This is a genomic window from Rhodanobacter sp. TND4EL1 (assembly GCF_054061035.1).
The window spans coordinates 111,668-136,660 of sequence record NZ_JBSSDT010000005.1; the positions used below are offsets into that span (position 1 = coordinate 111,668).

The 24,993-nt window shown below is 64.1% G+C and carries 25 protein-coding genes; 8 read left to right on the forward strand and 17 right to left on the reverse strand.

Annotation, left to right across the window (positions count from 1 at the left end; translation table 11 throughout):
* Nucleotides 1–56: 56 nt before the first annotated feature.
* The 5 genes from glmS to ACVWWQ_RS15810 form a co-directional block, all read right to left on the reverse strand.
* Entirely contained in the window at nt 57–1,886 is a 1,830-nt protein-coding gene (gene glmS / locus ACVWWQ_RS15790; protein ID WP_133951467.1) for a glutamine--fructose-6-phosphate transaminase (isomerizing), read from the reverse strand.
* A gap of 114 nt (nt 1,887–2,000) precedes the next feature.
* Nucleotides 2,001–3,371 carry a pyridoxal-phosphate dependent enzyme gene (locus ACVWWQ_RS15795; RefSeq protein ID WP_133951469.1) on the reverse strand — a complete coding sequence of 457 codons (1,371 nt, stop codon included), beginning with the start codon at nt 3,369–3,371 and terminating at the stop codon, nt 2,001–2,003.
* Between the two features lie 156 nt (nt 3,372–3,527).
* Entirely contained in the window at nt 3,528–3,755 is a 228-nt protein-coding gene (locus tag ACVWWQ_RS15800) for a YdcH family protein (protein WP_099653899.1), read from the reverse strand.
* Nucleotides 3,756–4,113: 358 nt separating this feature from the next.
* A complete protein-coding gene (locus ACVWWQ_RS15805) occupies nt 4,114–4,743 on the reverse strand; it encodes a hypothetical protein (protein ID WP_133951471.1) in 630 nt (209 codons plus the stop codon).
* Nucleotides 4,740–5,306 (reverse strand): DUF4398 domain-containing protein, encoded by a 567-nt coding sequence (locus tag ACVWWQ_RS15810; RefSeq protein ID WP_133951473.1) that lies wholly within the window; start codon nt 5,304–5,306, stop codon nt 4,740–4,742. Before ACVWWQ_RS15810 ends, ACVWWQ_RS15805 begins: the two co-directional genes overlap by 4 nt.
* A gap of 85 nt (nt 5,307–5,391) precedes the next feature.
* Between ACVWWQ_RS15810 and ACVWWQ_RS15815 the strand changes: the two genes are divergently transcribed.
* A complete protein-coding gene (locus ACVWWQ_RS15815; RefSeq protein ID WP_099653896.1) occupies nt 5,392–6,504 on the forward strand; it encodes a PilT/PilU family type 4a pilus ATPase in 1,113 nt (370 codons plus the stop codon).
* A gap of 89 nt (nt 6,505–6,593) precedes the next feature.
* Here the strand turns inward: ACVWWQ_RS15815 and maiA are convergent, their stop codons facing one another.
* A complete protein-coding gene (gene maiA / locus ACVWWQ_RS15820; RefSeq protein ID WP_133951476.1) occupies nt 6,594–7,268 on the reverse strand; it encodes a maleylacetoacetate isomerase in 675 nt (224 codons plus the stop codon).
* A gap of 172 nt (nt 7,269–7,440) precedes the next feature.
* Between maiA and ACVWWQ_RS15825 the strand changes: the two genes are divergently transcribed.
* Nucleotides 7,441–8,625 (forward strand): phosphoglycerate kinase, encoded by a 1,185-nt coding sequence (locus tag ACVWWQ_RS15825; protein WP_133951478.1) that lies wholly within the window; start codon nt 7,441–7,443, stop codon nt 8,623–8,625.
* Entirely contained in the window at nt 8,625–9,263 is a 639-nt protein-coding gene (locus ACVWWQ_RS15830) for an HAD hydrolase-like protein (protein WP_133951480.1), read from the forward strand. The genes ACVWWQ_RS15825 and ACVWWQ_RS15830 overlap by 1 nt, the downstream gene beginning before the upstream one ends.
* 64 nt (nt 9,264–9,327) lie before the next feature.
* Here the strand turns inward: ACVWWQ_RS15830 and tkt are convergent, their stop codons facing one another.
* Nucleotides 9,328–11,337, reverse strand: a complete 2,010-nt coding sequence (tkt, locus tag ACVWWQ_RS15835; protein ID WP_133951482.1) for a transketolase — start codon at nt 11,335–11,337, stop codon at nt 9,328–9,330.
* A gap of 225 nt (nt 11,338–11,562) precedes the next feature.
* Here tkt and ACVWWQ_RS15840 point away from each other — a divergent pair, with 225 nt between their 5' ends.
* Both ACVWWQ_RS15840 and ACVWWQ_RS15845 read left to right on the forward strand, forming a co-directional pair.
* Entirely contained in the window at nt 11,563–12,213 is a 651-nt protein-coding gene (locus ACVWWQ_RS15840) for an outer membrane beta-barrel protein (RefSeq protein WP_133951484.1), read from the forward strand.
* Nucleotides 12,214–12,397: 184 nt separating this feature from the next.
* Complete coding sequence (locus ACVWWQ_RS15845; RefSeq protein WP_099653890.1) at nt 12,398–12,997, forward strand: porin family protein; 600 nt, start codon at nt 12,398–12,400, stop codon at nt 12,995–12,997.
* Nucleotides 12,998–13,224: 227 nt separating this feature from the next.
* On the opposite strand, the gene ACVWWQ_RS15850 is transcribed toward ACVWWQ_RS15845, so the two are convergent.
* From ACVWWQ_RS15850 to ACVWWQ_RS15865, 4 genes are all read right to left on the reverse strand, one after another.
* On the reverse strand, nt 13,225–14,229 hold the full coding sequence (locus ACVWWQ_RS15850) for a class I fructose-bisphosphate aldolase (RefSeq protein ID WP_099653889.1): 1,005 nt from the start codon (nt 14,227–14,229) through the stop codon (nt 13,225–13,227).
* Between the two features lie 148 nt (nt 14,230–14,377).
* A complete protein-coding gene (locus ACVWWQ_RS15855) occupies nt 14,378–14,821 on the reverse strand; it encodes an energy transducer TonB (protein WP_099653888.1) in 444 nt (147 codons plus the stop codon).
* 96 nt (nt 14,822–14,917) lie between these two features.
* Complete coding sequence (gene pyk / locus ACVWWQ_RS15860; protein ID WP_133951486.1) at nt 14,918–16,387, reverse strand: pyruvate kinase; 1,470 nt, start codon at nt 16,385–16,387, stop codon at nt 14,918–14,920.
* Nucleotides 16,388–16,468: 81 nt separating this feature from the next.
* Complete coding sequence (locus ACVWWQ_RS15865) at nt 16,469–17,281, reverse strand: S1/P1 nuclease (protein WP_133951488.1); 813 nt, start codon at nt 17,279–17,281, stop codon at nt 16,469–16,471.
* 219 nt (nt 17,282–17,500) lie between these two features.
* On the opposite strand from ACVWWQ_RS15865, the gene gap reads away from it, so the two are divergent.
* Nucleotides 17,501–18,502, forward strand: coding sequence for a type I glyceraldehyde-3-phosphate dehydrogenase (gap, locus tag ACVWWQ_RS15870; RefSeq protein WP_133951490.1), 1,002 nt, complete (start codon nt 17,501–17,503; stop codon nt 18,500–18,502).
* Nucleotides 18,503–18,574: 72 nt separating this feature from the next.
* On the opposite strand, the gene ACVWWQ_RS15875 is transcribed toward gap, so the two are convergent.
* Complete coding sequence (locus tag ACVWWQ_RS15875; RefSeq protein ID WP_133951492.1) at nt 18,575–20,884, reverse strand: cbb3-type cytochrome c oxidase subunit I; 2,310 nt, start codon at nt 20,882–20,884, stop codon at nt 18,575–18,577.
* A 194-nt stretch (nt 20,885–21,078) separates the two neighbouring features.
* Nucleotides 21,079–21,402 (reverse strand): ferredoxin FdxA, encoded by a 324-nt coding sequence (gene fdxA / locus ACVWWQ_RS15880; protein WP_099654264.1) that lies wholly within the window; start codon nt 21,400–21,402, stop codon nt 21,079–21,081.
* Nucleotides 21,403–21,546: 144 nt separating this feature from the next.
* Between fdxA and azu the strand changes: the two genes are divergently transcribed.
* Together azu and ACVWWQ_RS15890 are read left to right on the forward strand one after the other, a co-directional pair.
* A complete protein-coding gene (gene azu, locus ACVWWQ_RS15885; RefSeq protein ID WP_133951494.1) occupies nt 21,547–21,993 on the forward strand; it encodes an azurin in 447 nt (148 codons plus the stop codon).
* A gap of 100 nt (nt 21,994–22,093) precedes the next feature.
* Nucleotides 22,094–22,495, forward strand: a complete 402-nt coding sequence (locus tag ACVWWQ_RS15890; RefSeq protein ID WP_099653883.1) for a group III truncated hemoglobin — start codon at nt 22,094–22,096, stop codon at nt 22,493–22,495.
* An 89-nt stretch (nt 22,496–22,584) separates the two neighbouring features.
* Here ACVWWQ_RS15890 and tpx read toward each other — a convergent pair whose 3' ends face one another.
* From tpx to ACVWWQ_RS15910, 4 genes are all read right to left on the reverse strand, one after another.
* Nucleotides 22,585–23,085: a thiol peroxidase gene (gene tpx, locus ACVWWQ_RS15895; RefSeq protein ID WP_133951496.1), complete on the reverse strand. Its 501-nt coding sequence runs from the start codon at nt 23,083–23,085 to the stop codon at nt 22,585–22,587.
* Nucleotides 23,086–23,111: 26 nt separating this feature from the next.
* On the reverse strand, nt 23,112–23,549 hold the full coding sequence (locus tag ACVWWQ_RS15900; RefSeq protein WP_133951498.1) for a hypothetical protein: 438 nt from the start codon (nt 23,547–23,549) through the stop codon (nt 23,112–23,114).
* A gap of 92 nt (nt 23,550–23,641) precedes the next feature.
* Nucleotides 23,642–24,217, reverse strand: a complete 576-nt coding sequence (locus ACVWWQ_RS15905) for an SCO family protein (RefSeq protein ID WP_133951500.1) — start codon at nt 24,215–24,217, stop codon at nt 23,642–23,644.
* Between the two features lie 11 nt (nt 24,218–24,228).
* Nucleotides 24,229–24,993 carry a formylglycine-generating enzyme family protein gene (locus ACVWWQ_RS15910; protein WP_133951502.1) on the reverse strand — a complete coding sequence of 255 codons (765 nt, stop codon included), beginning with the start codon at nt 24,991–24,993 and terminating at the stop codon, nt 24,229–24,231.

Below are 24,993 nucleotides of genomic sequence, written 5' to 3' on the forward strand. Positions count from 1 at the left end.
GGTGCAAGCCGGGGCCTTTTTTTCTGATGACACGCCGCAGCGGCGTGCGCGGTGACCTATTCCACGGTTACCGACTTGGCCAGGTTGCGTGGCTGGTCGACATCGGTGCCGCGCAGCACGGCCACGTGATAGGCCAGCAGTTGCAGTGGCACGGTGAACACGGCCGGGGCGATGAAGCTGCCACCGGACGCCACCCGCAGCATGGTTCCGTGCCCGGCCATGTCGTCCATGCCGGCTGAGCCGTCGGCGAACACGATCAACCGCCCGCCGCGGGCGCGCACTTCCTGCAGGTTGGACTTGAGCTTGTCCAGCAACGGGCCATTCGGCGCCACCGCCACGACGGGCATGTTCTCGTCGACCAGTGCCAGCGGACCATGCTTGAGCTCCCCGGCCGGATAGGCCTCGGCGTGGATGTAGGAGATCTCCTTGAGCTTGAGCGAGCCCTCCAGTGCGACCGGATACTGCGCGCCGCGACCAAGGAACAAGGCATGCTGCCGGTGGATGAACTCAGCCGACAACTCGATGATCGCCGGCTCCAGTTGCAAAGCGTCCTCGATCGCGCGCGGCAGATGCTGCAACTCGGCGCACAACGCGAGGTAGCGATCCTCGGCAAGGCCGTTGCGACGGGCCAGCTCCAGGGTCAGCAGAGCCAGTCCGGCCAGCTGGGTGGTGAACGCCTTGGTCGAGGCCACGCCGATTTCGGGGCCGGCGCGGGTCATCAGCTTGAGGTCGGACTCACGCACCAGCGACGACTCGGGTGAGTTGCAGATGACCAGGGTGCCCAGGTAACCACGGCGACGTGATTCGCGCAGGGCCGCCAGCGTATCGGCGGTCTCGCCTGACTGCGAGATCGCGACGAACAAGGTGTCTGCCGGCACCACCGCATCGCGATAGCGATATTCGCTGGCCACTTCCACGCTGACCGGCAGGCGCGCGTATTCCTCGATCCAGTACTTGGCGACCATGCCGGCGTGGTAGCTGGTGCCGCAGGCGATGATGTGCACGCCGCGAGTGGCCTGCAACAGCGCGTCACTGTCGATGCCGAAGATGTTCGGCAAGACGCCATGCGGGCCGATCCGCGCTTCCAGCGTGTCGGCCACTGCACGCGGCTGCTCGAAGATTTCCTTCTGCATGTAGTGGCGGTATTCACCGCGCTCGACCGCGTCTTTCGACAGCTCGCTCTCGTGTACGGCACGCTCCACCGGCGCACCATCCAGGCCGAAGACCTGCACGCTGTCGCGGGTGATCTCGACGACGTCGTCCTCGTCGAGATAGAGCATCTTGTTGGTGACCTGGATCAACGCCTGGGCGTCGGAGCCGAGGAAATTCTCGCCGATGCCCACGCCGACCAGCAGCGGCGCGCCGCGGCGCGCGCCCACCACGGTGTCGGGCTCGTCGCGGCTGATCACGGCAATCGCATAGGCGCCTTCCAGCTCGCGCACGGTAGCCAGCACCGCCTCGCGCAAGCTCGCACCCGGCACATAGCGGCGATCGATCAGCGCAGCCATCACTTCGGTATCGGTGTCGGAGGTAAAGACGTGACCGCTGGCCTGCAAGTCGGCGCGCAGGCTGGCGTAGTTCTCGATGATGCCGTTGTGCACGATCGATACCCGACCGGCGATGTGCGGGTGCGCATTCGCCTCGTTCGGCACGCCATGGGTGGCCCACCGCGTATGCGCGATACCGGTGCCACCGGGCAGCGGGTTGGCCAGGTACAGCGCTTCCATCTCGCGTACCTTGCCCTTGGCGCGCACGCGGCGGATCTCACCGCGATCGAGCACGGCGACACCGGATGAGTCGTAACCCCGATATTCAAGCGCCTTCAGGCCGGCAATCAGCAGCGGCGCGACATCACGCTGGGCAACGGCAGCAACAATTCCACACATGGCAGATCATTCCCTAAATTGAACACGGCGCGACGGTCGGCACCGTGGTGGACGGATATTTTCGGTGGCCTGCATTGCGGCAGGCTTTCGCCGCGCCGATCGGCAAGCGGGCACTCAGTTCACTTTGCGGCGCAACCAGTTCAGCAAGTCGATGCGGGTGATCAGGCCAAGGAAGTCGTCGCCATCGACCACGATGGCCACATGTCCGCGCTCGAACACCGGCAGCAACGATTCAACCGGCGAGCGGACGTCGAGCATGTGCAGGTCGGTGATCATGGCGCTGGACACTGAATCGCGGAAGCGCGTCTCGTCGGCGTGCACATGCATCAGCACGTCGGATTCATCGACGATGCCCACCAGCTTGCGACCATCCATCACCGGCAGCTGGGACACGTCATACAGCTTCATCCGGTTATAGGCGGTGATCAGCAACTCGTTCGGGCCGACAACCACGGTGTCGCGCTGGGCGAACGGACGCAGCAGCAGGTCACGCAGGTCGCCGTGCTGCTCGCGTTCGATGAAGCCGTTGTCGAGCATCCAGTAGTCGTTGTACAGCTTGGACAGGTACTTGTTGCCGGTGTCGCAGACCAGTGTCACGACGCGCTTCGGCGCGGTCTGTTCACGACAATATTTCAGCGCCGCGGCCACCAGGGTTCCGGTGGACGAACCACCCAGCACGCCCTCCTTCGCCAGCAACTCGCGCGCGGTGAGGAAGCTCTCCTTGTCGGAAATCGCATAGGCTTTCCTGACCCGGGTGAAGTCGCTGATGCTCGGCAGGAAGTCCTCGCCGATGCCTTCGACCATCCAGCTGGCGGACTTGGTCGAGAGCGTGCCTTCGTTGATGTACTGCGTGAGGATCGAACCCACCGGATCGGCCAGCACCAGCTCAGTCTGCGGCGAATGCTCGGCGAAGAACTTCGACAACCCGCTCAGCGTGCCGGAAGATCCGCAGCCGACCACCACCGCGTCGACCTTGCCGTCCATCTGTTCGAGAATTTCCGGCCCGGTGCTGGCAATGTGCGCGGCCGGGTTGTCGGGGTTGCCGAACTGGTTGATGAAGTACGCACCGGGCGTTTCACGGGCAATCCGCTCGGCCATGTCCTGGTAGTACTCGGGGTGACCCTTGGCCACGTCGGAGCGGGTCAGCACCACCTCGGCACCCATCGCCTTGAGGTTGAAGATCTTCTCGCGGCTCATCTTGTCCGGCACCACCAGGATCAGCCGGTAGCCCTTCTGCTGGGCGACCAGGGCCAGACCCAGCCCGGTGTTGCCAGCCGTACCTTCGACCAGGATGTCACCGGGCCGAATACGGCCGTCCTTCTCGGCACCCTCGATCATCGACAGGCCGATGCGGTCCTTGATCGACCCGCCGGGGTTGGCGTTTTCGAGCTTGAGGAACAGTTCGCACACGCCGGTATCCAGGCGCTGGGTGCGGACCATCGGGGTGTGGCCGATCAATTCGAGGACGCTCTGGTGGACCGTCATGCAGACTCCGTGTTGAGGTGGCGACCCGGTGAAATGCGGTCGCGACAAGACCCGCATGATAACCGAGCCGCCAGACCGGGCGTCGCAAACGCGGCGGCCCCGGCACCCTTCCCGTCAATCGGAGAGAGCCCGGGGCCGCGTTCGCGAACAGCCAGGTCAGTGGACGAGATGCGCTCGATCGGTCCACATGCGCTCAAGGCGCGCCTTGGCCAGCAACTTCTCCTTCTTCATGCTGGCCAAGGTCACATCGTCGAGAGGCAGGACGCCGATGTCGGCGTCGTGCACCTTGCTGTCGAGTTCCTTGTGATGCTGGTAAAGCCGGCGGAATTCCGCATCCGCCTTCATCAATGCTTCGACATCATCACGCTGCTGGTTTTCGAACATGATCCGACCTCCTCGCGAGTTGACATGCGGATGCCAGGGTCAGCATCCGCAGACGGTGAACCAGGGGCGCGCACCCACGATCCGCGCCGGGAAACCGGATGCGGAAGAAGCTTGTAAACGTGGGATACGTGCATGATTCGGGTCAGTGACCCACGAGGCCGAAATGCCTCGTGGGACTTCGACCCTACTCCCCCGCCAGAGGGGGTGCAACCTTTTCGAGGGCACTTTCGGAAGCCGCGAAAAGTTCCATAAAAAGCTGTCAAAACAGTCTTTTACATTCAGCGAACAAACAGCTGACGGCGCCACCATCGGTTCCACCGCGCCGCTACGGGGCGCGGTGGAACCCGCATCAGGGAGGCTATTTTTTCGACTTCGGCGCCGGTGCGGGCTCGCCTGCGTCTTCCATCTGCGAGCGCATGGCCTTGGCCGCCTGCGCTGCCAGCTCGGCCTGCCGTTTGGCCGCCCGTGCGACCTTGCTCTGGGCCGCGGCCAGCTTCGTCGCCCGATCGGCCTCGGCGCGCGCCTGATCGGCCGCCTGGGAATATTCCGCGCCCTGGGCTTGCAGACGGGCAGTCTCTTCCTGCGCCAGCTGGTATTGCAGACGCTGGCGCTCCAGCTCGCGGCGGGCCAGTTCCGCATCGCGGCGGCTGTTGTCGAGCAGGATCTGATCGTGCTCGCGATCAAGCTGGTTCAGCTTGGACTGGGCGTCCTGTACCTGCGCGGCGGTCTTCGCCAGGTCGACGCGACGCTCGGCCAGGTACAGCGCATGCGGCCGTTCCCGTGAACCGGCCTGGGCCAGCCGGTTGATGGCATCACGGGCGCGAGCCTGCTCGGCCTGGGCGTATGCCCCAAGGCTGGGGTCGTTGGCGAGCTGGTTCAGGCTGCCGGTCAGGCGGCTGATGTCGATATCGTCCTGGCGGGCGTGTGCCGTGCCGAGGGTGGCCAATGCCAGCGCGATGACGGCAAGAGTGGTGGCGGAACGCTTCATGGCTGACCTCCCGCGGGGTTCACTGCGGGTTGCTGGGTATTGTCGGGCACGGTCTGGAAGCCGTCACCGGAAGGGGCGGACAGCGCCGACGAGGGGGGTGCCGGCATGTCTTCGGTCGGCGGCGCGCTGGATGCCGGCGGCGCCGGTGCTGCCGGCTGGGCCTGAACCTGGGCGGCAGCCGCTTCGCCCTCTGCACGCAGGCGGCTGTTCTCCTGCACCTTGCGCTGGATCTGAGCCCGCGCCGCGCCCAGACGGGCCTTGGCCTGTGCCAGTTCGGCATCGGCCCGGGACTCTTCGGCCAGAGCGGCCGCATCGGCGTATTTGCGCGAGGCCATCGCCGACTGCGCCAGCTGGAACTTGTCCTGGGCGAAGCCCAGGTCCACCGGCGCGTAATCGGACGCGCCGGCGTCGCGAGCCATTTGCAGCTGGGTCTGGGCCATGCTCATCGAGTCATTCGGCGGCGGCACCGAGGCGCAGCCGGCCACGCACAGAGCCAGGATCAGCGAGAGCAGGATGGTGCGGCCGGTCCGGATACGTCCGGCCGACGGGGAAAAGATGTACATCACATTCCTCATGGTGTGTCGCAGCGTATTGTGGGCGGGCATAATCCATCATTGCAACGCGCATTTCGCAGACTAGGGGTTTTTCGTGGATATCGGCTACTTCCTGAAGCTTATGGTAGACAAGGGCGCGTCGGACATGTTCCTGTCCACCGGTGCACCGGTGAATATCAAGGTCGAGGGAAAATTGTATCCGCTGGGCAACACCGGCCTGCCCAGCGGCATGGTCAAGAAAATCGCCTATTCGTTGATGGATGAAGGCCAGGTGCCGCAGTTCGAGCGGGATCTCGAGTTGAACATGGCGCTGGCCGTGAAGGAAGCCGGCCGTTTCCGCATCAACGTGTTCAAGCAGCGCGGCGAAGTGGGCATGGTGATCCGCGCGATCAAGAGCGAAATCCCCAGCATCGAGCAATTGCAGCTGCCGAAGATTTTCCGCGACCTGATCATGGAACCCCGCGGTCTGATCCTGGTGGTCGGCGCCACCGGTTCGGGCAAGTCGACCACGCTGGCGGCGATGATCGATCAACGCAACACCAACTCCTCCGGCCACATCCTCACCATCGAGGATCCGATCGAATACCTGCACCGGCACAAGAAATCGATCGTGAACCAGCGCGAGGTGGGCCTGGACACCCACACGTATCACGAGGCACTGAAGAACGCGATGCGCGAGGCGCCGGACGTGATCATGATCGGCGAGATCCGTGACACCGACACGATGGAGGCCGCGATCGCGTTCTCCGAAACCGGTCATCTGTGCCTGGCCACCCTGCACTCCAACAACGCCGACCAGACGCTGGAGCGCATTCTCAACTTCTTCCCCGAATCGGCACACAAGAACGTGCTGATGAACCTGTCCTTGAACCTGCGCGCGGTGATCAGTCAGCGCCTGGTGATCGGCAAGGACGGCCGACGCATCCCCGCCGCGGAGGTGCTGCTGAACACGCCGCTGATCCGCGACATGATCCGTCGAGGCCAGACCCACGAGATCAAGGAAGCGATGGATCGCAGCCTGCAGGAAGGCATGCAGACCTTCGACCAGTCGCTGTACCGGTTGTACAAGGAAGGCCGCGTGGATCTGGAAGAGGCGCTCAACAAGTCCGATTCACGTGATGGCCTGGCGCTGAAAATCCGCCTCGCCGAAGGCGGCACCAGCGACGAGGAACTGGCAGGCAACGATCCCTACGGCATGGGCTTCTGAGAACCAGGGAGTGAGTGAAGAGGAGTGAGAAGTGAGAGAAGGCAAAGCCGTCTCGCCCCGCTTCCCCGCATTGGTCACTCCTGTTCCACTCACTTCTCGCTCTGCGGTGCGTCGGGCTGCGCCTCCGGCGCCGCCCGCTGGAACGCCTCCAGTTCATTGCAGGCACGATGGATCCTGGCAATGATCGGGTAATCGTCCATCGGCAACTTCCAGCGCAGCGCGTTGTAGACCTGCGGTATCAGACAGGCATCGGCCAGGGTCGGCGTTTCACCGTAGCCATAGCGTCCCGTGGCCGCGCAGTCGGCCAGCTGCGTCTCGATCGCGCGGAAGCCCACCGAGATCCAGTGTCGTGACCAGGCCGCACGCTGTGCATCGCTGACGCCAAAGTCGGACTCGAGCTGCTGCAGCACGCGCAGGTTGCCCAGCGGGTGGATGTCGCAGGCCACCGCCATCGCCAGCGAGCGCACGTGGGCCCGGCCGCGGGCGTCCGCCGGCAACAGGGCACTCTCCGGCTGCGGATACATCTCGTCGAGGTATTCCATGATCGCCAGCGACTGGGTGATCACCCTGTCGCCATCGAGCAGGCAGGGAACCATTTCCTGGGGATTGATGGCCTTGTACGCGGGCGCATGCTGCTGACCTCCGTCCTGCACCAGGTGTACCGCTCGCGTTTCGTACTGGAGCCCCTTGAGGTTCAGTGCGATCCGCACACGATAGGCGGCGCTGGAGCGCCAGTAGCTGTAAAGCACCAGACCGGTGGCCATGGCCTGCTCCTTGATGCGCAGTGGATGACAAGGTCGACAGTTTGGCCCGGCCCGGTTGGGCCCGCAACGCCCGGCACTGGCAGCCGTGGTTTGCATCGACGCGACGCCGCCGGGACAATACGCGGCTACCGCCCGTTCGCGGCGAACCCCCGACCACCAATGGAGTCCTGCCGTGTCCGTCATCCGCATGAGCGACCTCGATTTGCGCGACCAGCGCGTGCTGATCCGCGAAGACCTGAACGTGCCAGTCGACGATCACGGCCAGATCACCTCCACCCAGCGGCTGGATGCGGCGCTGCCGACCATCCAGGCCGCCCGCGACGCTGGTGCCCGGGTGCTGGTGATGTCGCATCTTGGCCGTCCGAAGGAAGGACAGTTCGACGTCGAGTCCTCGCTCGCCTCCGTGGCGACCTGGCTGAGCAGCAAACTGGGCCAGCCCGTGCGGCTGGTGGCGGATTATCTGGCCGGCGGCGTCGAGGTGGCGCCCGGCGAGGTGGTAATGCTGGAGAACTGCCGCATGAACGTGGGCGAGAGCAAGGATGACGAGGCGCTGGCGAAGAAGTACGCCGCGCTGTGTGACATCTTTGTCATGGACGCGTTCGGCACGGCGCATCGCGCCCAGGCGTCGACCCATGGCGTGATCCGATTCGCCCCTGTCGCCGCCGCCGGCCCGCTGCTTTGCGCCGAGCTTGATGCGCTGGGCAAGGCTCTGGTACAGCCGGCCCATCCGCTGCTGGCGATCGTGGCTGGTTCCAAGGTATCGACCAAACTGACCTTGCTCGACAACCTGATCGGCAAGGTCGACCAGCTGATCGTCGGTGGCGGCATCGCCAACACCTTCATTGCAGCGATGGGCCATTCGGTCGGCAATTCGCTGGTGGAGATGGATCTGCTTGACGCCGCGAAAAAGGTGCTGGCGGACGCCAAGCGGCGCGGCGCCGAAGTACCGATGCCGGTAGACGTGGTGGTGGCGCCGACATTCTCCGCGCAGGCCCCGGCCACGGTGAAGCTGGTGGATCAGGTGGGGCCGGACGAAATGATCCTGGACATTGGTCCGCAGACCGCCGAAATCTACGCCGGACTGATTGCCAAGGCCGGCACCGTGGTCTGGAACGGCCCGGTCGGCGTGTTCGAGTTCGACGCGTTCGGCAAGGGCACCGAGACGCTGGCGCGCGCGATTGCCGCCTCGGACGCGTTCTCGATCGCCGGTGGCGGCGACACGCTGGCCGCGGTGGACAAGTACGGCATTGCCGACCAGGTCTCCTACATCTCCACCGGTGGCGGCGCCTTCCTGGAATTCCTGGAAGGCAAGGAATTGCCGGCCGTCACCGCGCTGAAGGCCCGGGCCGCGAAGTAATGCTCTGCCTGTTCGACCTCGACGGTACGCTGATCGACTCCGAGCACGGCATCAGCGCCTGCGTGAAGCATGCGCTGGCGCGGCTGGAGGTGCCGGCGCCATCGCAGGAAGAACTGCGCCACTGGATCGGCCCACCGCTGCGGCACAGCTTCGCGCCGCTGCTCGATCACGATGCCGGGCGCATCGAAGCGGCCGTCGCCTATTACCACGAGCGTTTCGACACCCACGGCTGGCGCGAGCACGAGGTCTACCCCGGCATCGAGACGCTGATCGAACGGCTGCTCGCCGCCGGCCACCAGCTCGCCGTGGTGACCAGCAAGCCGCATCGCCACGCCGCGCCGATCATCGCCCACCTGCCGTTCGGCGAGGCATTCCTGCGCGTGTACGGGCCACATCCTGACAGCCCGCACAGCGAGAAGGCCTCGATGATCGCCGAAGCCCTGGCGGACTTTGGCTGCGATCCGGGCGAGGCAGTGATGATCGGCGATCGTCATTTCGACATCGACGGCGCGGTGGCCAACCAGGTGCGCGGCATCGGCGTGCTGTGGGGCTTCGGGGGCCGCGTTGAACTTGAGCGGGCGGGTGCCAACGCGATCGCCGCAACACCGGACGAACTGGTCAAACTGCTGCTCGTCTGAATTCCACGCCGCGCATGAAAAAGCCGCGGCATGGCCGCGGCTTTTTTTGCACCTGCCGTGCGGCTCAGCGGATGACGCGCTTCACCGCATCAATCACGTGCGCCACGCTGAAGCCGAAGTGTTCGAACAACTGCGGCGCCGGTGCCGAAGCGCCGAACGTGGTCATGCCAATCACTTCGCCGTCCAGGCCGACGTACTTGCACCAGAAGTCGGCCGTCGCCGCTTCCACCGCGACGCGGGCGCGGCACCAGGTCGGCAACACGCCTTCGCGATATTCCAGCGGCTGCGCGTCGAAGACTTCGGTGCACGGCATCGACACCACCCGCACCGCGACGCCCTGCTGGGCCAATGCACGCGAGGCTTCCATCGCCAGCTCCACTTCCGAACCGGTGGCGATCAGGATCGCCTGGAATTTCGTGTCCAGCGGATCGGACAGCACATAGCCGCCGCGCATGATGTCGGCGACCTGCTGCACGCTGCGCTGCTGATGCTTGAGGTTCTGGCGCGAGAAGATCAGGCACGACGGCGAACCCTTGCGCTCGATCGCCGCTTTCCACGACGCGGCCGATTCCACCGCGTCGCACGGACGCCACAGCTGGTTGTTCGGAATGTAGCGCAGGCTGGCCATGTGCTCGACCGGCTGATGGGTCGGGCCGTCTTCGCCCAGGCCGATCGAGTCGTGCGTGTAGACGTGGATCGCATGCGCCGGAATCAGCGCGCTCATGCGCACCGCGTTGCGCGCGTAGTCGGAGAACACCAGGAAGGTCGCGTCGTACGGAATGAAACCGCCGTGCAGCGCCACGCCGTTGGCGATGGCGGTCATGCCGAATTCGCGCACGCCGTAATAGACGTAATTGCCCTTGCCGTCGGCACTGTTGCCATTGGCGGCGTCGAGGCTGCCGCTCCACTTGGTGAGATTGGAGCCGGCCAGGTCGGCCGAGCCGCCCAGCAGTTCCGGCAGCAGCGGGCCGAACGCGTTCAAGGTCATCTGCGAGGCTTTGCGCGAGGCCACTTCCGGGCCTTCGGCCTGCAGCTTGTCGATATACGCCTGCGACTTTTCCGCCCAATCCGCCGGCAGTTCACCGGCGATGCGGCGCTTGAATTCGGCTGCCAACTCCGGATGGGCACTGGCGTATTTGGCGAAGGCGTCGTTCCAGGCCTGCTCGGCTTCATTACCTGACTTTTTGTGATCCCAGCCGGCGTAGATGTCGGCAGGGATCTCGAACGGCGCAGACTTCCAGCCCAGCTGTTCGCGGGCGGCGGCGATCTCGTCCTTGCCCAGCGGTGCACCGTGGCTTTCTTCCTTGCCCTGCTTGTGCGGCGCGCCGAAGCCGATGATGGTCTTGGCGCAGATCAGGGTCGGCTTGTCGCTTTGCGCCGTGGCGGCGGCGATCGCCTGTTTGATCGCCTCGGCATCATGCCCGTCGACGCCGCGGATCACGTTCCAGCCGTAGGCCTCGAAACGCGCCGGCGTGTCGTCGGTGAACCAGCCGTGCACTTCGCCGTCGATCGAGATGCCGTTGTCGTCGTAGATCGCCACCAGCTTGCCGAGCCCCCAGGTGCCGGCCAGCGAAGCGACTTCGTGCGAGATGCCTTCCATCAGGCAGCCGTCGCCGAGGAACACCCAGGTGTGGTGATCGACCACGTCATGGCCGGGGCGATTGAAATGCGCCGCCAGGATCTTCTCGGCCAGCGCGAAGCCGACGGCATTGGCCAGGCCCTGTCCGAGCGGGCCGGTGGTGGTTTCCACGCCCGGGGTTTCGCTGGCTTCGGGATGGCCGGCGGTCTTCGAATGCAGCTGGCGGAAGTGCTTCAGCTGGTCCATCGGCAGGTCGAAACCGGTCAGGTGTAGCAGCGCGTACTGCAGCATCGAACCATGGCCGTTGGAGAGCACGAAACGGTCACGGTTGAACCATTTCGGGTTGACCGGATTGAACTTCAGGAAGTCGTTCCACAGCACTTCGGCGAGATCGGCCATGCCCATCGGCATGCCCGGATGACCGGACTTGGCCGCCTCGACGGCGTCCATGGCAAGGGCTCGCACGGCATTGGCGAGTTCGCGGCGGGTGGTCATCGGGCAGTCTCCGGGGTGCAAAAGCGCCCATTGTCGCCGATCGTCCGAGCGCTGTCGCCCGCAGGCTGCGTATTAATGACCGCTTAACCTCTTCGCCCCACGGTTCAGCGCGCTTCAGCCACAAGCCGCTATCAATACGCCCCGCAGCGCCATCCCCAAGCGCTGTCCGACTGGTGGCATCTCCGCGATGCGCTCCGGTCCGGATCAAAATAGAGGAGTACCCCCATGAACAAGCATCTACTCGCACTCGCCATCGCCACCTCCGCCCTGTGCACCGTCCCCGCCTTTGCCCAGGATGCATCGTCCTCGACCGCTACGGCTGAAAGCACCGCGTCTGGCGGCAACTTCCAGCCCGGCCAGGCCATTGGCAGCGGCAATTGGTTCCTCAACGGCAGCGTCGGCCAGGCCCACATGCGCGTTGGCCCGTACAGCGATCACCCCACCACGTACGCCCTCAACGGCGGTTATCGCTGGAAAGTGGGCCCGGACGTCGGCCTCGGCGTGGAGGTCGGCTACAACGATCTGGGCAACTTCAAGGTCAAAAACGCGTTCAACAGCAACGACGTCAATCTGACCGGTCAGCGCAATGCGCTGCGCGGATGGACCGCTGGTGTGAACGGCAAGATCAACGTGTGGCAGGGTCTGTACGTCAGCGGCCGCGCCGGTGTCTATGGCTGGAAGGGCCATGGCTACGCCAACCAGGACATTAACCGGCATGATCTGGACAAGGTCGACTGGTACGCCGGCGTGGGCGCAGGCTACGACTTCACCCCGCATTTCAGCCTGGGCCTGTCGTACGACTACTACCGCGCGAGCAAGGATCAGATCGGACTGACCTCCGATGCAGCCTCGGTAACCGCCGAATATCGCTTCTGATTCAACGGTGCGCCGAGCCACTTTTGTTAACGCCGGCTTAATACTGAACTGATCGGTGTTGAATCTTCGACGAGCCGACCCATCTAAGTATTCGTGTCACCGCCCGGCTTGGACGGCGCACCGCCAGCAGCGGCCATTCCCCCTAACCGGGCCGACTGCCATGACAACAAACTGGAGAAGCTCCATGAAAATGAACAAGACCCTGATTGCCCTCGCCCTCGCCACCGCTGGCGTGTTCGCCGGCCCCGCCGTGTTCGCGCAGAGTGCGCCAACCCACAATGACGGCTGGTTCGTCAACGGCAACGTCGGCCAGGCATCCATCAATCACGGCGCATACGACGACAGCACCACCGGCTACGGCATCAACGGTGGCTACCGCTGGGCGTTGAGCCCGTCAGTCGCGCTGGGCGCCGAGGTTGGTTACAACGACCTGGGCAACATCCACGCCAAGAACGTCTTCAACAGCAAGCCCGTGGTCGAAGACGGCAAGTCGCAGCTGCACGGCTGGACCGCTGGCGTGAACGGCCACTTCAACCTCAGCCCGAACTGGTACGTGAGTGCGCGCACCGGTATCTACGGCTGGAAGGGCCACGGCCTGAGCAATGACGAGAACCCGGTCCGCAAGGGCCTGGATGACACCAGCTGGTACGCCGGTGCCGGCGTGGGTTATGACTTCAGCAACAACGTCAGCCTCGGTGTAAACTACGACTACTACGGTGCCAAGAAGGATCACGTGGACCTCAGCACCGACATGGTGTCGGTCAGCGCTGAATACCGCTTCTGATCCGTCCGCTGGTTTTCCGGCCAGTCCGGACTCCCGGCAACAGAAAAGGCGCCGCAAGGCGCCTTTTCTGTTGATTGCGGACACGACCTTCGCGATCGGATGTACACCGGGAAGATGAATCCCCCTTCCCGAGCTTGCGAAGCGTCAGCAGCGCAGTGGGCAAAAAAAGCGGACGCCATGGCGTCCGCTTTTTGCTTTTCGGAGAACTACGAGATCAGCTGGCTATATCAGCCTTTCCACTGACCCAGCGCCGCCAGGCCGTTGTCACGCGCGCGGGCATGGACAGTCTTCTGGGCTTCCGCGTAGTTCGCCTTCATGTCCTTGGCCCACAGCTTCAACGCCGCCTGCTGCATGGCGCGACCGTATGAGAACGACAGCGGCCACGGATGTGGACCGATCTGGTTCATCGCGTTCAGGTGGGCAGTGGACTGCTCGTCGGTCTGACCGCCGGACAGGAACACGATGCCCGGCAGCGACGCCGGCACGGTGGACTTCAGCACGCGCACGGTGGCCTCGGCCACTTCCTCGGCATCCACCTGCTCGTCGGAGTCCTTGCCCGGGATGACCATGCTGATTTTCAGGATGGTGCCTTCCAGCATCACGTTCTGCTCGTACAGCGCATTGAACAGGCTGCGCAGCACGGCCTCGTGCACTTCATAGCTGACTTCGATGCTGTGGTCGCCATCCATGATCACTTCGGGCTCGACCATCGGCACCAGACCGGCTTCCTGGCACAGCGCGGCGTAACGGGCCAGCACGTGGCAGTTCGCTTCGATCGCGCTGGAACTCGGGTTCTCTTCGGTGATGTTGATCACCGCGCGCCACTTGGCGAACTGGGCGCCCAGCTTCGCGTACTCCTGCAGGCGCTCGCGCAGGCCATCAAGGCCTTCAGTGACCACATCGCCCGGGAAACCGGCCAGCGGTTGCGGACCCTTGTCGACCTTGATGCCGGGGATGATGCCGAGCTTCTTCATCAGCTGGGTAAACGGCACGCCGTCCTTGGTGGACTGACGGATCGTTTCGTCGAACAGGATCGCACCGGAAATGTGCTCGTTGAGGCCCGGGGTGGTCAGCAACAGCTCACGGTAGGCGCGACGATTCTCTTCGGTGTTCTCGATGCCGACCGCCTCGAAACGCTTCTTGATGGTGTTGGTCGACTCGTCGATGGCGATGATGCCCTTGCCCGGAGCGACCATGGCCAGGGCGATGCTTTCGAGATCTTCAATACTCATGACGACTCCGTGGTGCGACCGTGTTCACGCCCGCACATGGTTGAAGCCGCCTCGAAAAACGAAGCGGCATGGTTCAAAAACGGCAATTATAGGCCAGATTCATCCAGCGGCGCCGCGAGCCACGGCGGAACGACCCGGCGAGGCCGCCTCAGGGCGTGTAACCGGGCAGCTTGCAGGCGTCGACCAATGGCTGCCGCTGGGCCGGATCCTTGGGCGCGTTGAACGGCACGATGTAATACGTGGCCATCGGCTCGCCAATGCGGTTGGTCAGCGAGGGGCCGTAGCGGAAGTTGGATACCGCACTGCGCGCCACCGGGCCCAGATCGCTCTTGGGCACCACCTTCGCGACCTGCACGTTCAACGGCACACCATCGGAGCCGACCGTGTACGTCACCGCCACGCAGCCGGGCTTGTCCAGATTAAGCCCGGTGTTGGGCGCATCCATCTGCACCTTGGTGTTGAGCAGAATCCAGTAACGGTACAGATCCTGCGGGTCGATCTTGCGCGCCTGCTGGGCCAGCGCCGGTGCAACGCAACCCAACGCCACGGCCAGCAGCAACCCCTGGCGCAAAGGACGGGAAATGATCTTCATGGCTTTTCTCCAGCGAAGGACAAGCAGGTTCCAGTGTAGTCGGCCGGATGTTCAGCGGCGATCGGGAAAAGCCCGCCAGACAGCAAACCGTCAGCCTTACAGGTCACGCAGCGATTCCACCATGCCATCGGCACCCACCGAAAGCAGCTTCAGCGTGTTGGTGCCACCGCCCTGGCCGACATGATCACCCTGGGTCAGCACCACTCTGTCGCCTTCCCGCAGATGGCCCAGGGCAAACAATTGCTGGACCGCCGAGCGTGCCGTGGCCACCGAGCTCAGGCCCTCATGCGAAAACGCCACCGGCTGCACGTCGCGCAGCAGCAGCATGCGCCGGCGCGCGTCCGCCATGGGTGACAGCGCAAAAATGGGTACGGCGCTGCCATAGCGCGACAACCACTGGGCGGTGGCGCCGGATTCGGTCAGCGCCACGATGGCCCGCACATTGAGGCGACTGGCCAGCATCATCGCCGCCAGGGCAATCGCCTGGTCGGTGCGGTCGAGCATGTGGCCACCGGCGGTCAGATCCTCTTTCGGCTCGAACTGGCGCTCGGCACCCAGACAGATCCGCCGCATCGCCGCCACGGCCTTGTCAGGATGTGCGCCAGCGGCGGTTTCCTCGGACAGCATCACCGCGTCGGTGCCGTCGATCACGGCGTTGGCCACGTCCAGTACTTCGGCGCGGGTGGGAATCGGCGAACGCACCATCGATTGCAGCATCTGCGTCGCGGTAATCACCGCGCGATTGCGCAGTACCGATTCGCGGATGATCTTTTTCTGCAGACCGGGCAACTCGGCATCACCGATCTCCACGCCAAGGTCGCCCCGCGCCACCATCACCACGTCGGAAGCGTCGATGATCTCGCGAAGCACCGGAATGGCATCGGCCCGCTCGATCTTCGCGACCAGGGCGGCATTGCCGCCCGCCTCATGCAGCAGGCGCCGCGCCTGGTGCATGTCGTCGGCCGAGCGCACGAAGGAAACCGCCAGGAAATCCGCGCCGATCTCGGCCGCCAGCTTGATGTCCGCCTTGTCCTTGTCCGACAGCGCAGTCACCGACAGTCCGCCGCCTTGGCGATTCAGACCCTTGCGGTTGGACAGCTTGCCGCCAATCAGCACCCGGCAGCGCACCTCGGTCCCGACCACGGCCAGCACGGTCAACGCCACCAGCCCGTCATCCAGCAACAGCACGTCGCCGGCGTGCACGTCGCCGGGCAGGCCGTAATAGCTGACCCCGACCCGCGTGGCGTCGCCGGGCGGGACGTCGGGCCGGCAATCCAGCACGAACGGCGCGCCATCAACCAGCTCGACCGGCCCGTTGGCGAACGTCTCGATGCGGATCTTCGGGCCCTGCAGATCGGCAAGGATGCCCACCTCGCAACCCGCTTCCAGAGCGGCGGCACGCACCGCGTTGGCACGCGCGCGGTGGTCGTCGGGCTGGCCGTGCGAGAGATTCAGGCGAACCACGTTGACGCCGTCAGCGATGATTCGCGCGAGCATGCCCGGCGCATCGGTGGCAGGGCCCAGGGTGGCAACGATCTTGGTACGGCGCAGCGGGGTTTCGTTCATGGGTCGAGGCTAGCAGATGAGGACCGGCACGCCATCACCCTGCATTCGTATGCATGTCGACGACGGCGTGGATGGGAAGGATCAATTCGTCAGGGCGGTGTTCAGGACTTCCGCCAGGCGGCGGCCGGCCTCACGCAACCGCAAGTCGGCTTCCGGCAGTTCGGCGTCGACGTAAGCCTGGTCGATCTTGTGCGAGGACGGATAGAAGCCCGGCTCGGCCGTGATCCGGCAGGACTCCTCGGCCCACTGCGCGTAGGAGTTGTCCAATGGCGCCATCGGTGCGGGCAAGGCCACCGGACCCGCGGAATCCAGCCTCTGAGCGTAATCCTTCCACTTCAAGCCGCGGCTGTAGAGCATTCCCGAATCCCACACCTTGTGCAGGTTGCTGCCCTTGCCGTTGAACTGTACCTGGAAGGTATTGCCGCCCTTGTCGTCGCGGTAACCGGCATGCAGTGGCTGGTGGATGTCGCCCACAAAATGCACCACGAACTTCAATGCGTCACGACGCACGCTGTCGCTCTGCGTGCGATCGCCCAGCACGGCCACATAGTGCTGCAGACCGGAAACGATGCAACGCCCGTCACGGCAGTCGCGCGGAGGCACGTAGTCACAATCGCTGCCGCCGCGGAAATTGATGTAATGCAGGCCGCGGGTCTGCTTCCACAGCGCGGTCATCGACGGATCGTCCTGGATCTTGTCCGGCCAGCTGGCGACCTCAGCCAGTGAGGCGGTCCCCTCCGGCGCCAGCAATCGCACCACTTCGGCTTCGGCCGCGGGGCTCAGATGCCGTTGTGCCAGTTCGGCCACGACACTGTGCCCCAAAGGCCCCCAGGCCTGGGCCGGCACGATGACGAAACAGGCCAGAAAAGCAACCGCACGACGGGCAAGACTCATGAGACACGATCCGATTGAACAATGCGGCAGTCTGCCACAGACGCCCGCGGCTGTTGCTTGTCGCGCCCCCTCAACCCTGCGTCACTGGCGGCGCCGTGCGCGCGACGGCACCGCTGCTGACCGTCCAGTCAGGCAACCCGGCGGAATTGGCTGTAAAATGGCGGTTTTCCGGCCGCTGGTGCGGTCTCGCCTGTCATCCCTTAAGGAGGAAGTTCACTCATGACCATCAAGGTCGGCATCAACGGCTTCGGCCGCATCGGTCGCAACGTGCTGCGCTCTGCCGTGCAGAATTTCGGCAACGACATCGAGATCGTGGCGATCAACGACCTGCTGGAACCGGACTACCTTGCCTACATGCTGAGCTACGACTCCGTGCATGGCCGCTTCAAGGGCGACGTCAAGGTGGTGGACGGCCATCTGGTGATCAACGGCAAGACCATCCGCCTGACCCAGGAACGCGATCCGGCCAACCTGAAGTGGAATGAAGTGAACGCCGATGTGGTGATCGAATCCACCGGCCTGTTCCTGACCAAGGAAACCGCGCAGAAGCACATCGATGCCGGCGCCAAGAAGGTGATCCTGTCCGCGCCGTCCAAGGACGACACGCCGATGTTCGTCTACGGCGTCAACGACAAGACTTACAAGGGCGAGGCGATCATCTCCAACGCCAGCTGCACCACCAACTGCCTGGCGCCGATCGCCAAGGTGCTGAACGACAAGTGGGGCATCAAGCGCGGCCTGATGACCACCGTGCACGCGGCCACCGCGACGCAGAAGACCGTGGACGGCCCGAGCAACAAGGACTGGCGCGGTGGCCGCGGCATCCTGGAAAACATCATCCCGTCCTCCACCGGCGCCGCCAAGGCCGTCGGCGTGGTGATCCCGGAGTTGAACAAGAAGCTGACCGGCATGAGCTTCCGCGTGCCGACCTCGGACGTGTCCGTGGTCGACCTCACCGTCGAGCTGGACAAGCCCGCCACCTACGCGGAAATCTGCGCCGAGATGAAGGCCCAGAGCGAAGGCGCGCTGAAGGGCATCCTCGGTTACACCACCGACAAGGTCGTGGCCACCGACTTCCGTGGTGATGCGCGCACCTCGATCTTCGACGCCGAGGCCGGCATCGCGCTCGACGACACCTTCGTCAAGCTGGTCAGCTGGTACGACAACGAGTGGGGCTACTCGAACAAGTGCCTGGAGATGGTTCGCGTCATCGCGAAGTAATCATCCGGTCCGGAAGCATCGAAGCCCGCGCCGACCTTGGTCGACGCGGGCTTTTTCATGGACGATCGCCCGTCAGCGAACTTCCGCCCGCGCGTCCGCGCGGACACCCAGCCAACCCTTCATCGAGGCGATCACCAGCGGAACCGCACCGAAGCCGATGAAGATCAGGTCACCCGGCAAGCGCAGCCATTCGACCAGATGCGAGCGCGGCATCGCCAGGTACTCCGCACTGCGCGCGTGCCAATAGCCGTGCTCGACCACGTCCCATAGCTGCATCACACCGCTGGGGAACAGGCTCATGATGATCATCAGGCCCAGCCCGACATTGGTGCCCCAGAACGCCACCTTGATGTACTTCTCGATACCGGGCCAACGGGCATCGCTGCTGGCCTGACGCAGGCAGAACACCATCAGCGCGATGGCCAGCATGCCGAACACGCCCATCAATGCCGCATGGCCATGGGTCGGCGTGATCTGCGTGCCCACTTCGTAATAGCTGACGATCGGCAGGTTGAGGAAGAAGCCGAACATGCCCGCGCCGACGAAATTCCAGAAGCCCACCGCCATCAGGAAATAGAACGTCCATTTGTGCGGCACCGCCACGGCCTTGCCGCACACGTCGCAGTCGCCGCGAGTGGTGCGCACGAAATCCCAGGCGTCCAGCGTCAGCAGGGTTAACGGCACCACTTCGAGTACCGAGAACAAGGCTGACAATGCCATGTTGAAATTCGTGTGGCCGGTGAAATACCAGTGGTGCCCGGTGCCGATCAGGCCGCCAAGGAAATACAGGATCGCGTCGAGATAGATCACCCGCAGCGCCACGTTGCGCCGGGTCAGGCCCAGCTGGTAGAACGTCAGCGCCACGATCGTGGTGGCAAAGAATTCGAAGAACCCCTCGACCCACAGGTGGATGATCCAGAAACGCCAGGTGTCGACCACGGTGTAATTGGTCTTGGCGCCGAAGAACAAGGCCGGCACGTAAAACACCGGGATGGCGACCGCCGCGAACATGAACATCTTCGCCAGCGGTCGTGCCGCCACGTTGGCTACCGCGCGCGGACGCGCCAGCACCCACAGTATGGCAAACCAGGCCAGCAGGCCGACCACCAGCAAGTACTGCCAGACCCGACCCAGCTCCAGATATTCCCAGCCCTGGTCGCCGAACCAGAACCACCAGTTGCCCAGCTTCTGCTCGATGCCGGCCCAGACCCCGAGCAGGCTGCCGCCGATGACGACCACGAAGGCCGCAAACAGCACGTGCACCCAACCGGCCAGCCAGCGCGGCTCGTCATCCGGGGCACGTAGTGAGCGACCCAGGAACAAGGCAGCCGCGACGTAAGCGGTGGCAATCCAGAAGATCGCCGTCTGCAGATGCCAGGTGCGCAGCAGATTGCTGGGAAAGATGTTTTCCAGTTGGAAACCGTAGAAGCTGCCCGGATCGGCGCGGAAATGCGCCACGCCGCCGCCAACCAGGGTCTGCATCAGGAACAACAGGGCCACCACCACGAAGAACTTCATCAGCGCACGCTGGCCCGGGCTGGACTGTCCCGGCAACAACTGCGGATGCACGTGATGACCGCGACTGATCCAGCCCAGGTAGTCGAACTTGCCGAACGCCAGCAGCACGGTGGCGATGCCGGCCAGCAGCACCAGCAGGCTCAGCGCGCTCCACAGCAGCGCACTGCCGGTGGCGACGTTGCCCACGCTGGGGTCGTAGGGGAAATTGTTGGTGTATGACGCATCCGTCTCCGGCCGCGTGGCCACCGAAGCCCAGGCGGCCCAGTTCACGAAGGCGGTGAACTGGTGCAACTCAACTGGATCGGTGATCAGGTCCGGCTTGAGTCCACCGTTCTTCGTCGGATCCTTGAAGTAGTTCGTCCAGTATCCGATTTGATTTCGATAGGCGACCGCCTCGGGCTCGATCAACCGCAACACGCCGCTCTGCGCGTCGTAACGGTTGGCTTTCAGCGTCACCGCGGTTTCGGCATGCACGGCGGCCTGCTGCTGTGCCGTCAGCGCGGCGACGGGCTGGCCGTATTGCCGCTGGGCGATGGCGGCAGCGGTGTCCTCACCGATGCGATGTAGCGCATCAGCAGAAAAATCCGGTCCAAGATACGCGCCGTGTCCCCAGATGCTGCCGTTGTCCATCAAGCCGTACTTGAGAAAGACCGCCTGACCGTCGCGGATATCGTCGCCGCTGAACAGCAGCGCGCCCTGCGCATCCACCACTTGCGCTGGAATCGGGGGCGCGTTGCGGTAGGCCAGCGAGGTGATGGCGATCAGACCGGCAAAGCCGATCACCATCACGATCGCCACCGTTCGCAACCACCACGGCGACAGTTCGGTATCGTCGTCGGTCAAGGGTTGGGCTGCTTCATTCATCACGGCTTCCTCTGGCAATGCGAGAGAGAACGCAAGCTCATGACGCAACGAGACGATGACGCAGCAACCGCCATGCATGTCGAACCGGCTTGCACACGCCGGACTGATGGCCCTTCCCCCAAAACCATCCCGCCGGTGCCTCCCACCATAGAGCATTTCGCGCCGTGACAATCAGCGCGCACCTGCCGGCCGAATCAGCGCTCGAGCAAGGGCAACTTGTCCGGCACCCCATCCCACTTCGCCGCGTCTTCCATCGCGGAAATCTTGCTGGTCAGCACCGGCCACTGGCTGGCCAGCTCGGCATTGATCGACATGAAGATCTCCTGCCCGGCCGGCACGTCGAGCTCGGGGAAGATCGCACCCACCGGGCACTCCTCCACGCACAGCGTGCAGTCGATGCATTCGTCGGGATCGATCACCAGGAAGTTGGGGCCGGCATGGAAGCAATCCACCGGACACACCTCGACGCAATCGGTGTGTTTGCAGTTGATGCAATTTTCGGTGACGACGTGCGTCATCTTGCCTCCTTCCGACGCCTGCCGGTGTGTGGCTACAGTGTCGATCACGGGTGGTGCGGATGACCATGACCCAGATCAGTGCGGGTCTCGCACCACCACCGCAGAATTCACCTGAGCCCCAACCTCCCCAAGGAGCAACACCTCATGCGTAAGTTGATTGCGATTGCCCTGCTCGGCCTGCTCTCCACTCCGCTGATGGCCGCCGAATGTGCCGCCACGGTCGAAGCCAATGACGCGATGCAGTTCAACACCAAGACGATCACCGTACCCAAGACCTGCAAGTCGTTCAAGGTGACCCTGAAGCACACCGGCAAGCTGCCGGTGACCGCGATGGGCCACAACTGGGTGCTGTCGCACGGCAGCGACGAAGCCGGCGTGATTTCCGACGGCATGAAGGCCGGCGCGACCAACAGCTACGAGAAGCCGGGTGACGCACGCATCATCGCGCACACCAAGTTGATCGGCGGCGGCGAGTCGGATACGGCCACGATCAATGTGAGCAAGCTGAAAGCTGGCGAACAGTACGCGTACTTCTGCACCTTCCCCGGCCATGCCGCACTGATGAAGGGCACGTTGAGCCTGGGCCAGTAAGCTTCGCGGACCAGCGACGCATCCGGCTTCATGGCCGGATGCGTTTTTTGTTGGTGGCGTGATCACACTTCGTTTCGCGTACGGATCCACAATGTCACGCATGAACCCGCCATCGCCCATGGATGAAGCCGCCCTTGCCAGGCTGGTCGATCACTTCTACGAGAAGGTGCGCCGTGATGCGCAGATCGGCCCGATCTTCAATGCCGCCGTGGATGACTGGGATGAACACAAACGACTGCTCACCTCGTTCTGGGCCTCGGTGGCCCTGCGTGCCGGCAGCTATCGCGGCAATCCGATGGGCGCGCACCGACCGCATCCGATCCGCGCCGAACACTTTGACCGCTGGCTGGAACTGTGGCGCGAAACCTGCGCCGAGGAGCTGGACGAAGCCGCCGCCGCCACCATGCTCGAATATGCCGAGCGCATTGGCCGCAGCCTGAAATACGGGCTGGGCCTGAATCCGGACGCGCGGCCTTTCGGCGTGCCCATCGTCGGCATGTAGGAGCGCACCCTGTGCGCGATGCTCTTCGTCAAATGGCGCGGAAAGCATCGCGCACAGGGTGCGCTCCTACGCCGTTCGGGCGGGACTTCTCAGGCCAGCGCCTTCAACGCCGCGTCATAGTTCGGCTCATGGCCGATCTCGCTGACCAGCTCGGCGTGGATGACCTTGTCGTGCTCGTCCAGCACCACCACCGCACGCGCAGCCAGTCCGGCCAACGGTCCACTGGCGATCGCCACGCCGTAGTCGTTGAGAAACTGACGCCCGCGCATCAGCGACAGGTTGATCACCTGGTCCAGTCCCTCGGCACCACAGAAGCGCGCCTGCGCAAACGGCAGGTCGGCCGAGATGCACAGCACCACGGTGTTGTCGAGCTGGCCGGCCAGTTCATTGAAGCGGCGCACCGAGGTGGCGCAGACGCCGGTGTCGATACTGGGGAAGACGTTCAGCACCTTGCGCTTGCCGCCGTAGCTCGACAACGTCACATCGGACAGGTCGCCACCCACCAGAGCGAACGCCGGCGCGGTCGAACCCGCGATGGGAAACTGGCCATTGATGTTGATCGGCTGGCCCTTGAACGTGACTTCGGACATCGTGCACCTCGTTGCTGGATGGATGGCTACAAGTAGAACATGGTCTTGGCCAGGAAGACGATGCCCACCATCAACGCCAGCACGAAACGATGGGTATGCTTGAACCGGCATACGTCCATTTTCCCGTTGCGCATGGCCCACATCGCGTTGACGAACACGCCCAGTACGCCGAAGGCCAGCAGTACCTTCAGCAGCAGCCAGTTGCCGAAACGGCTGCCGACACAATCCAGCCCGTCACAGCGAATGTCGAACAGCATGCCGCCGCTGACAAACAGCCCGATCACCACCAGCGGCATGAACTGGCGCACGCGCGCCATCACTGCCTTTTCGATGCGTTGCATGGTGCCGATGTCGAACTGCTTGTGCAGCGCCTCCAGCACGACCACCTCGAAGGTCACCGCACCGACGAACACGATGGCGCAGGACAGGTGCAGCAGCACGATCCACGGATACCAGGCCGTCATGCGGATTCTCCGAAAGCATTGCCGCGAGTCTGCGCCCGGTCGCCGCGTGGTGCGCTGACCTGGATCAACCGACAGCCAAGCTGGCAGCAGCTTCAGGGGCGCGACTGTTCCGCGACGACCTTTCGAATCGCCTCGACAAACACCGAGTCGAGCTTGCCGATCCGGGTGGTGCGCGCGGCGATCCGGCCGTCGGCGTCCAGCAGGATCAACTCACTGCTGTGGTTGAACTCCCGATCCGGCAACTGGCGATATTGCAGACCCAGCACGCCGGACAACTGACGTACCTGCGCCGGCTCGGCCCGCGCCAATGTCCAGATGTGCCGGTCCAGCTTGCGCTTCCCGGCGTAGCTGTGCAGCGTGGCCACATCGTCGCGCACCGGGTCGAAACTCACCGCCAGCAGGTCGATCTGCGCGCGCGTGGCCGGATCCAGCGCATTGCGGGTCAGCCGCATGCTGTCGATGATCATCGGGCAGACCATCTGGCACGAGGTGTAGAACATGGTGACCAGTTGCGGCCGGCCACGTCGTTCGGCCAGTTTTTGTTGATGCCCGTCCTGGTCGGTCAACTGCACCGGCAGGTTGTAGACCGAATCACCAGGCAGCGGCGTGGCAGCCTGCGCGCTGCCAAGCAGCAACCACATCGCAAGCAGGGGCAACAGACGTTTCATGGATGCAAGCCTCATTCGGACTTCGCGCAGCGGAAGCCCATGTTGTTGGTGGTGTTGGCGGCCTTGAGTGCGGACAGCATCGCAATGCGCATCAACACTGCGTAATTTTCCTTCTCCTGCAGGCTGATCGCGCCGGCCCCGCAAAACTTCAGCAGATCCGGATCACCCTGCTCGCGACTGTCGCTGGCGACCATCAAGGCATTGAAGTCATCGACCCATTCCCACACCAGGCCGTTGATGTCACGCACGCCGTAGGCGTTGGCGAGTCCGCCGACTTCGGGCAGGGCCGTGCTGGAAGGGCGCGAATACCAGCCCAGGATGCTTTCTCGCCAGGCCGGATCGGCCCGCGCGTCACGACGGGTGGCGTCAGCCGCCGCCGCGTATTCCCACTCGTACCAGGTCGGCAGGCGTGCGTGCTCACTCTCGCAATAGGCCTGCGCGGCGAACCAGCTGATTCGCGTTACCGGCTGGCGCGGCAGTGCCGTGTCACCCAGTGCATCGGCGCTGGCCCACTGGGTGAGGTAGCGCGCATCGGCGAGGATGCTGGCCACCTTGTCGCGTTGCCACTCGGGATGTTTCTTCACGAAGGCGAGGAACTCGCCGTTGGAGACCAACTCGCTGCGCAGGCGGAACGGCGCGACCTGTGCCGGCGCGGTCTTGCCATCGGCCGGCAACACGCTGGTGAAGGTCCCGCCAGGCAGGGCGACGTAATCCGCCGCCACTGCCGGCAGTGCCAGCATCAGGCCCAGCAGACCCAGGACCAGTCGCGCATGCAT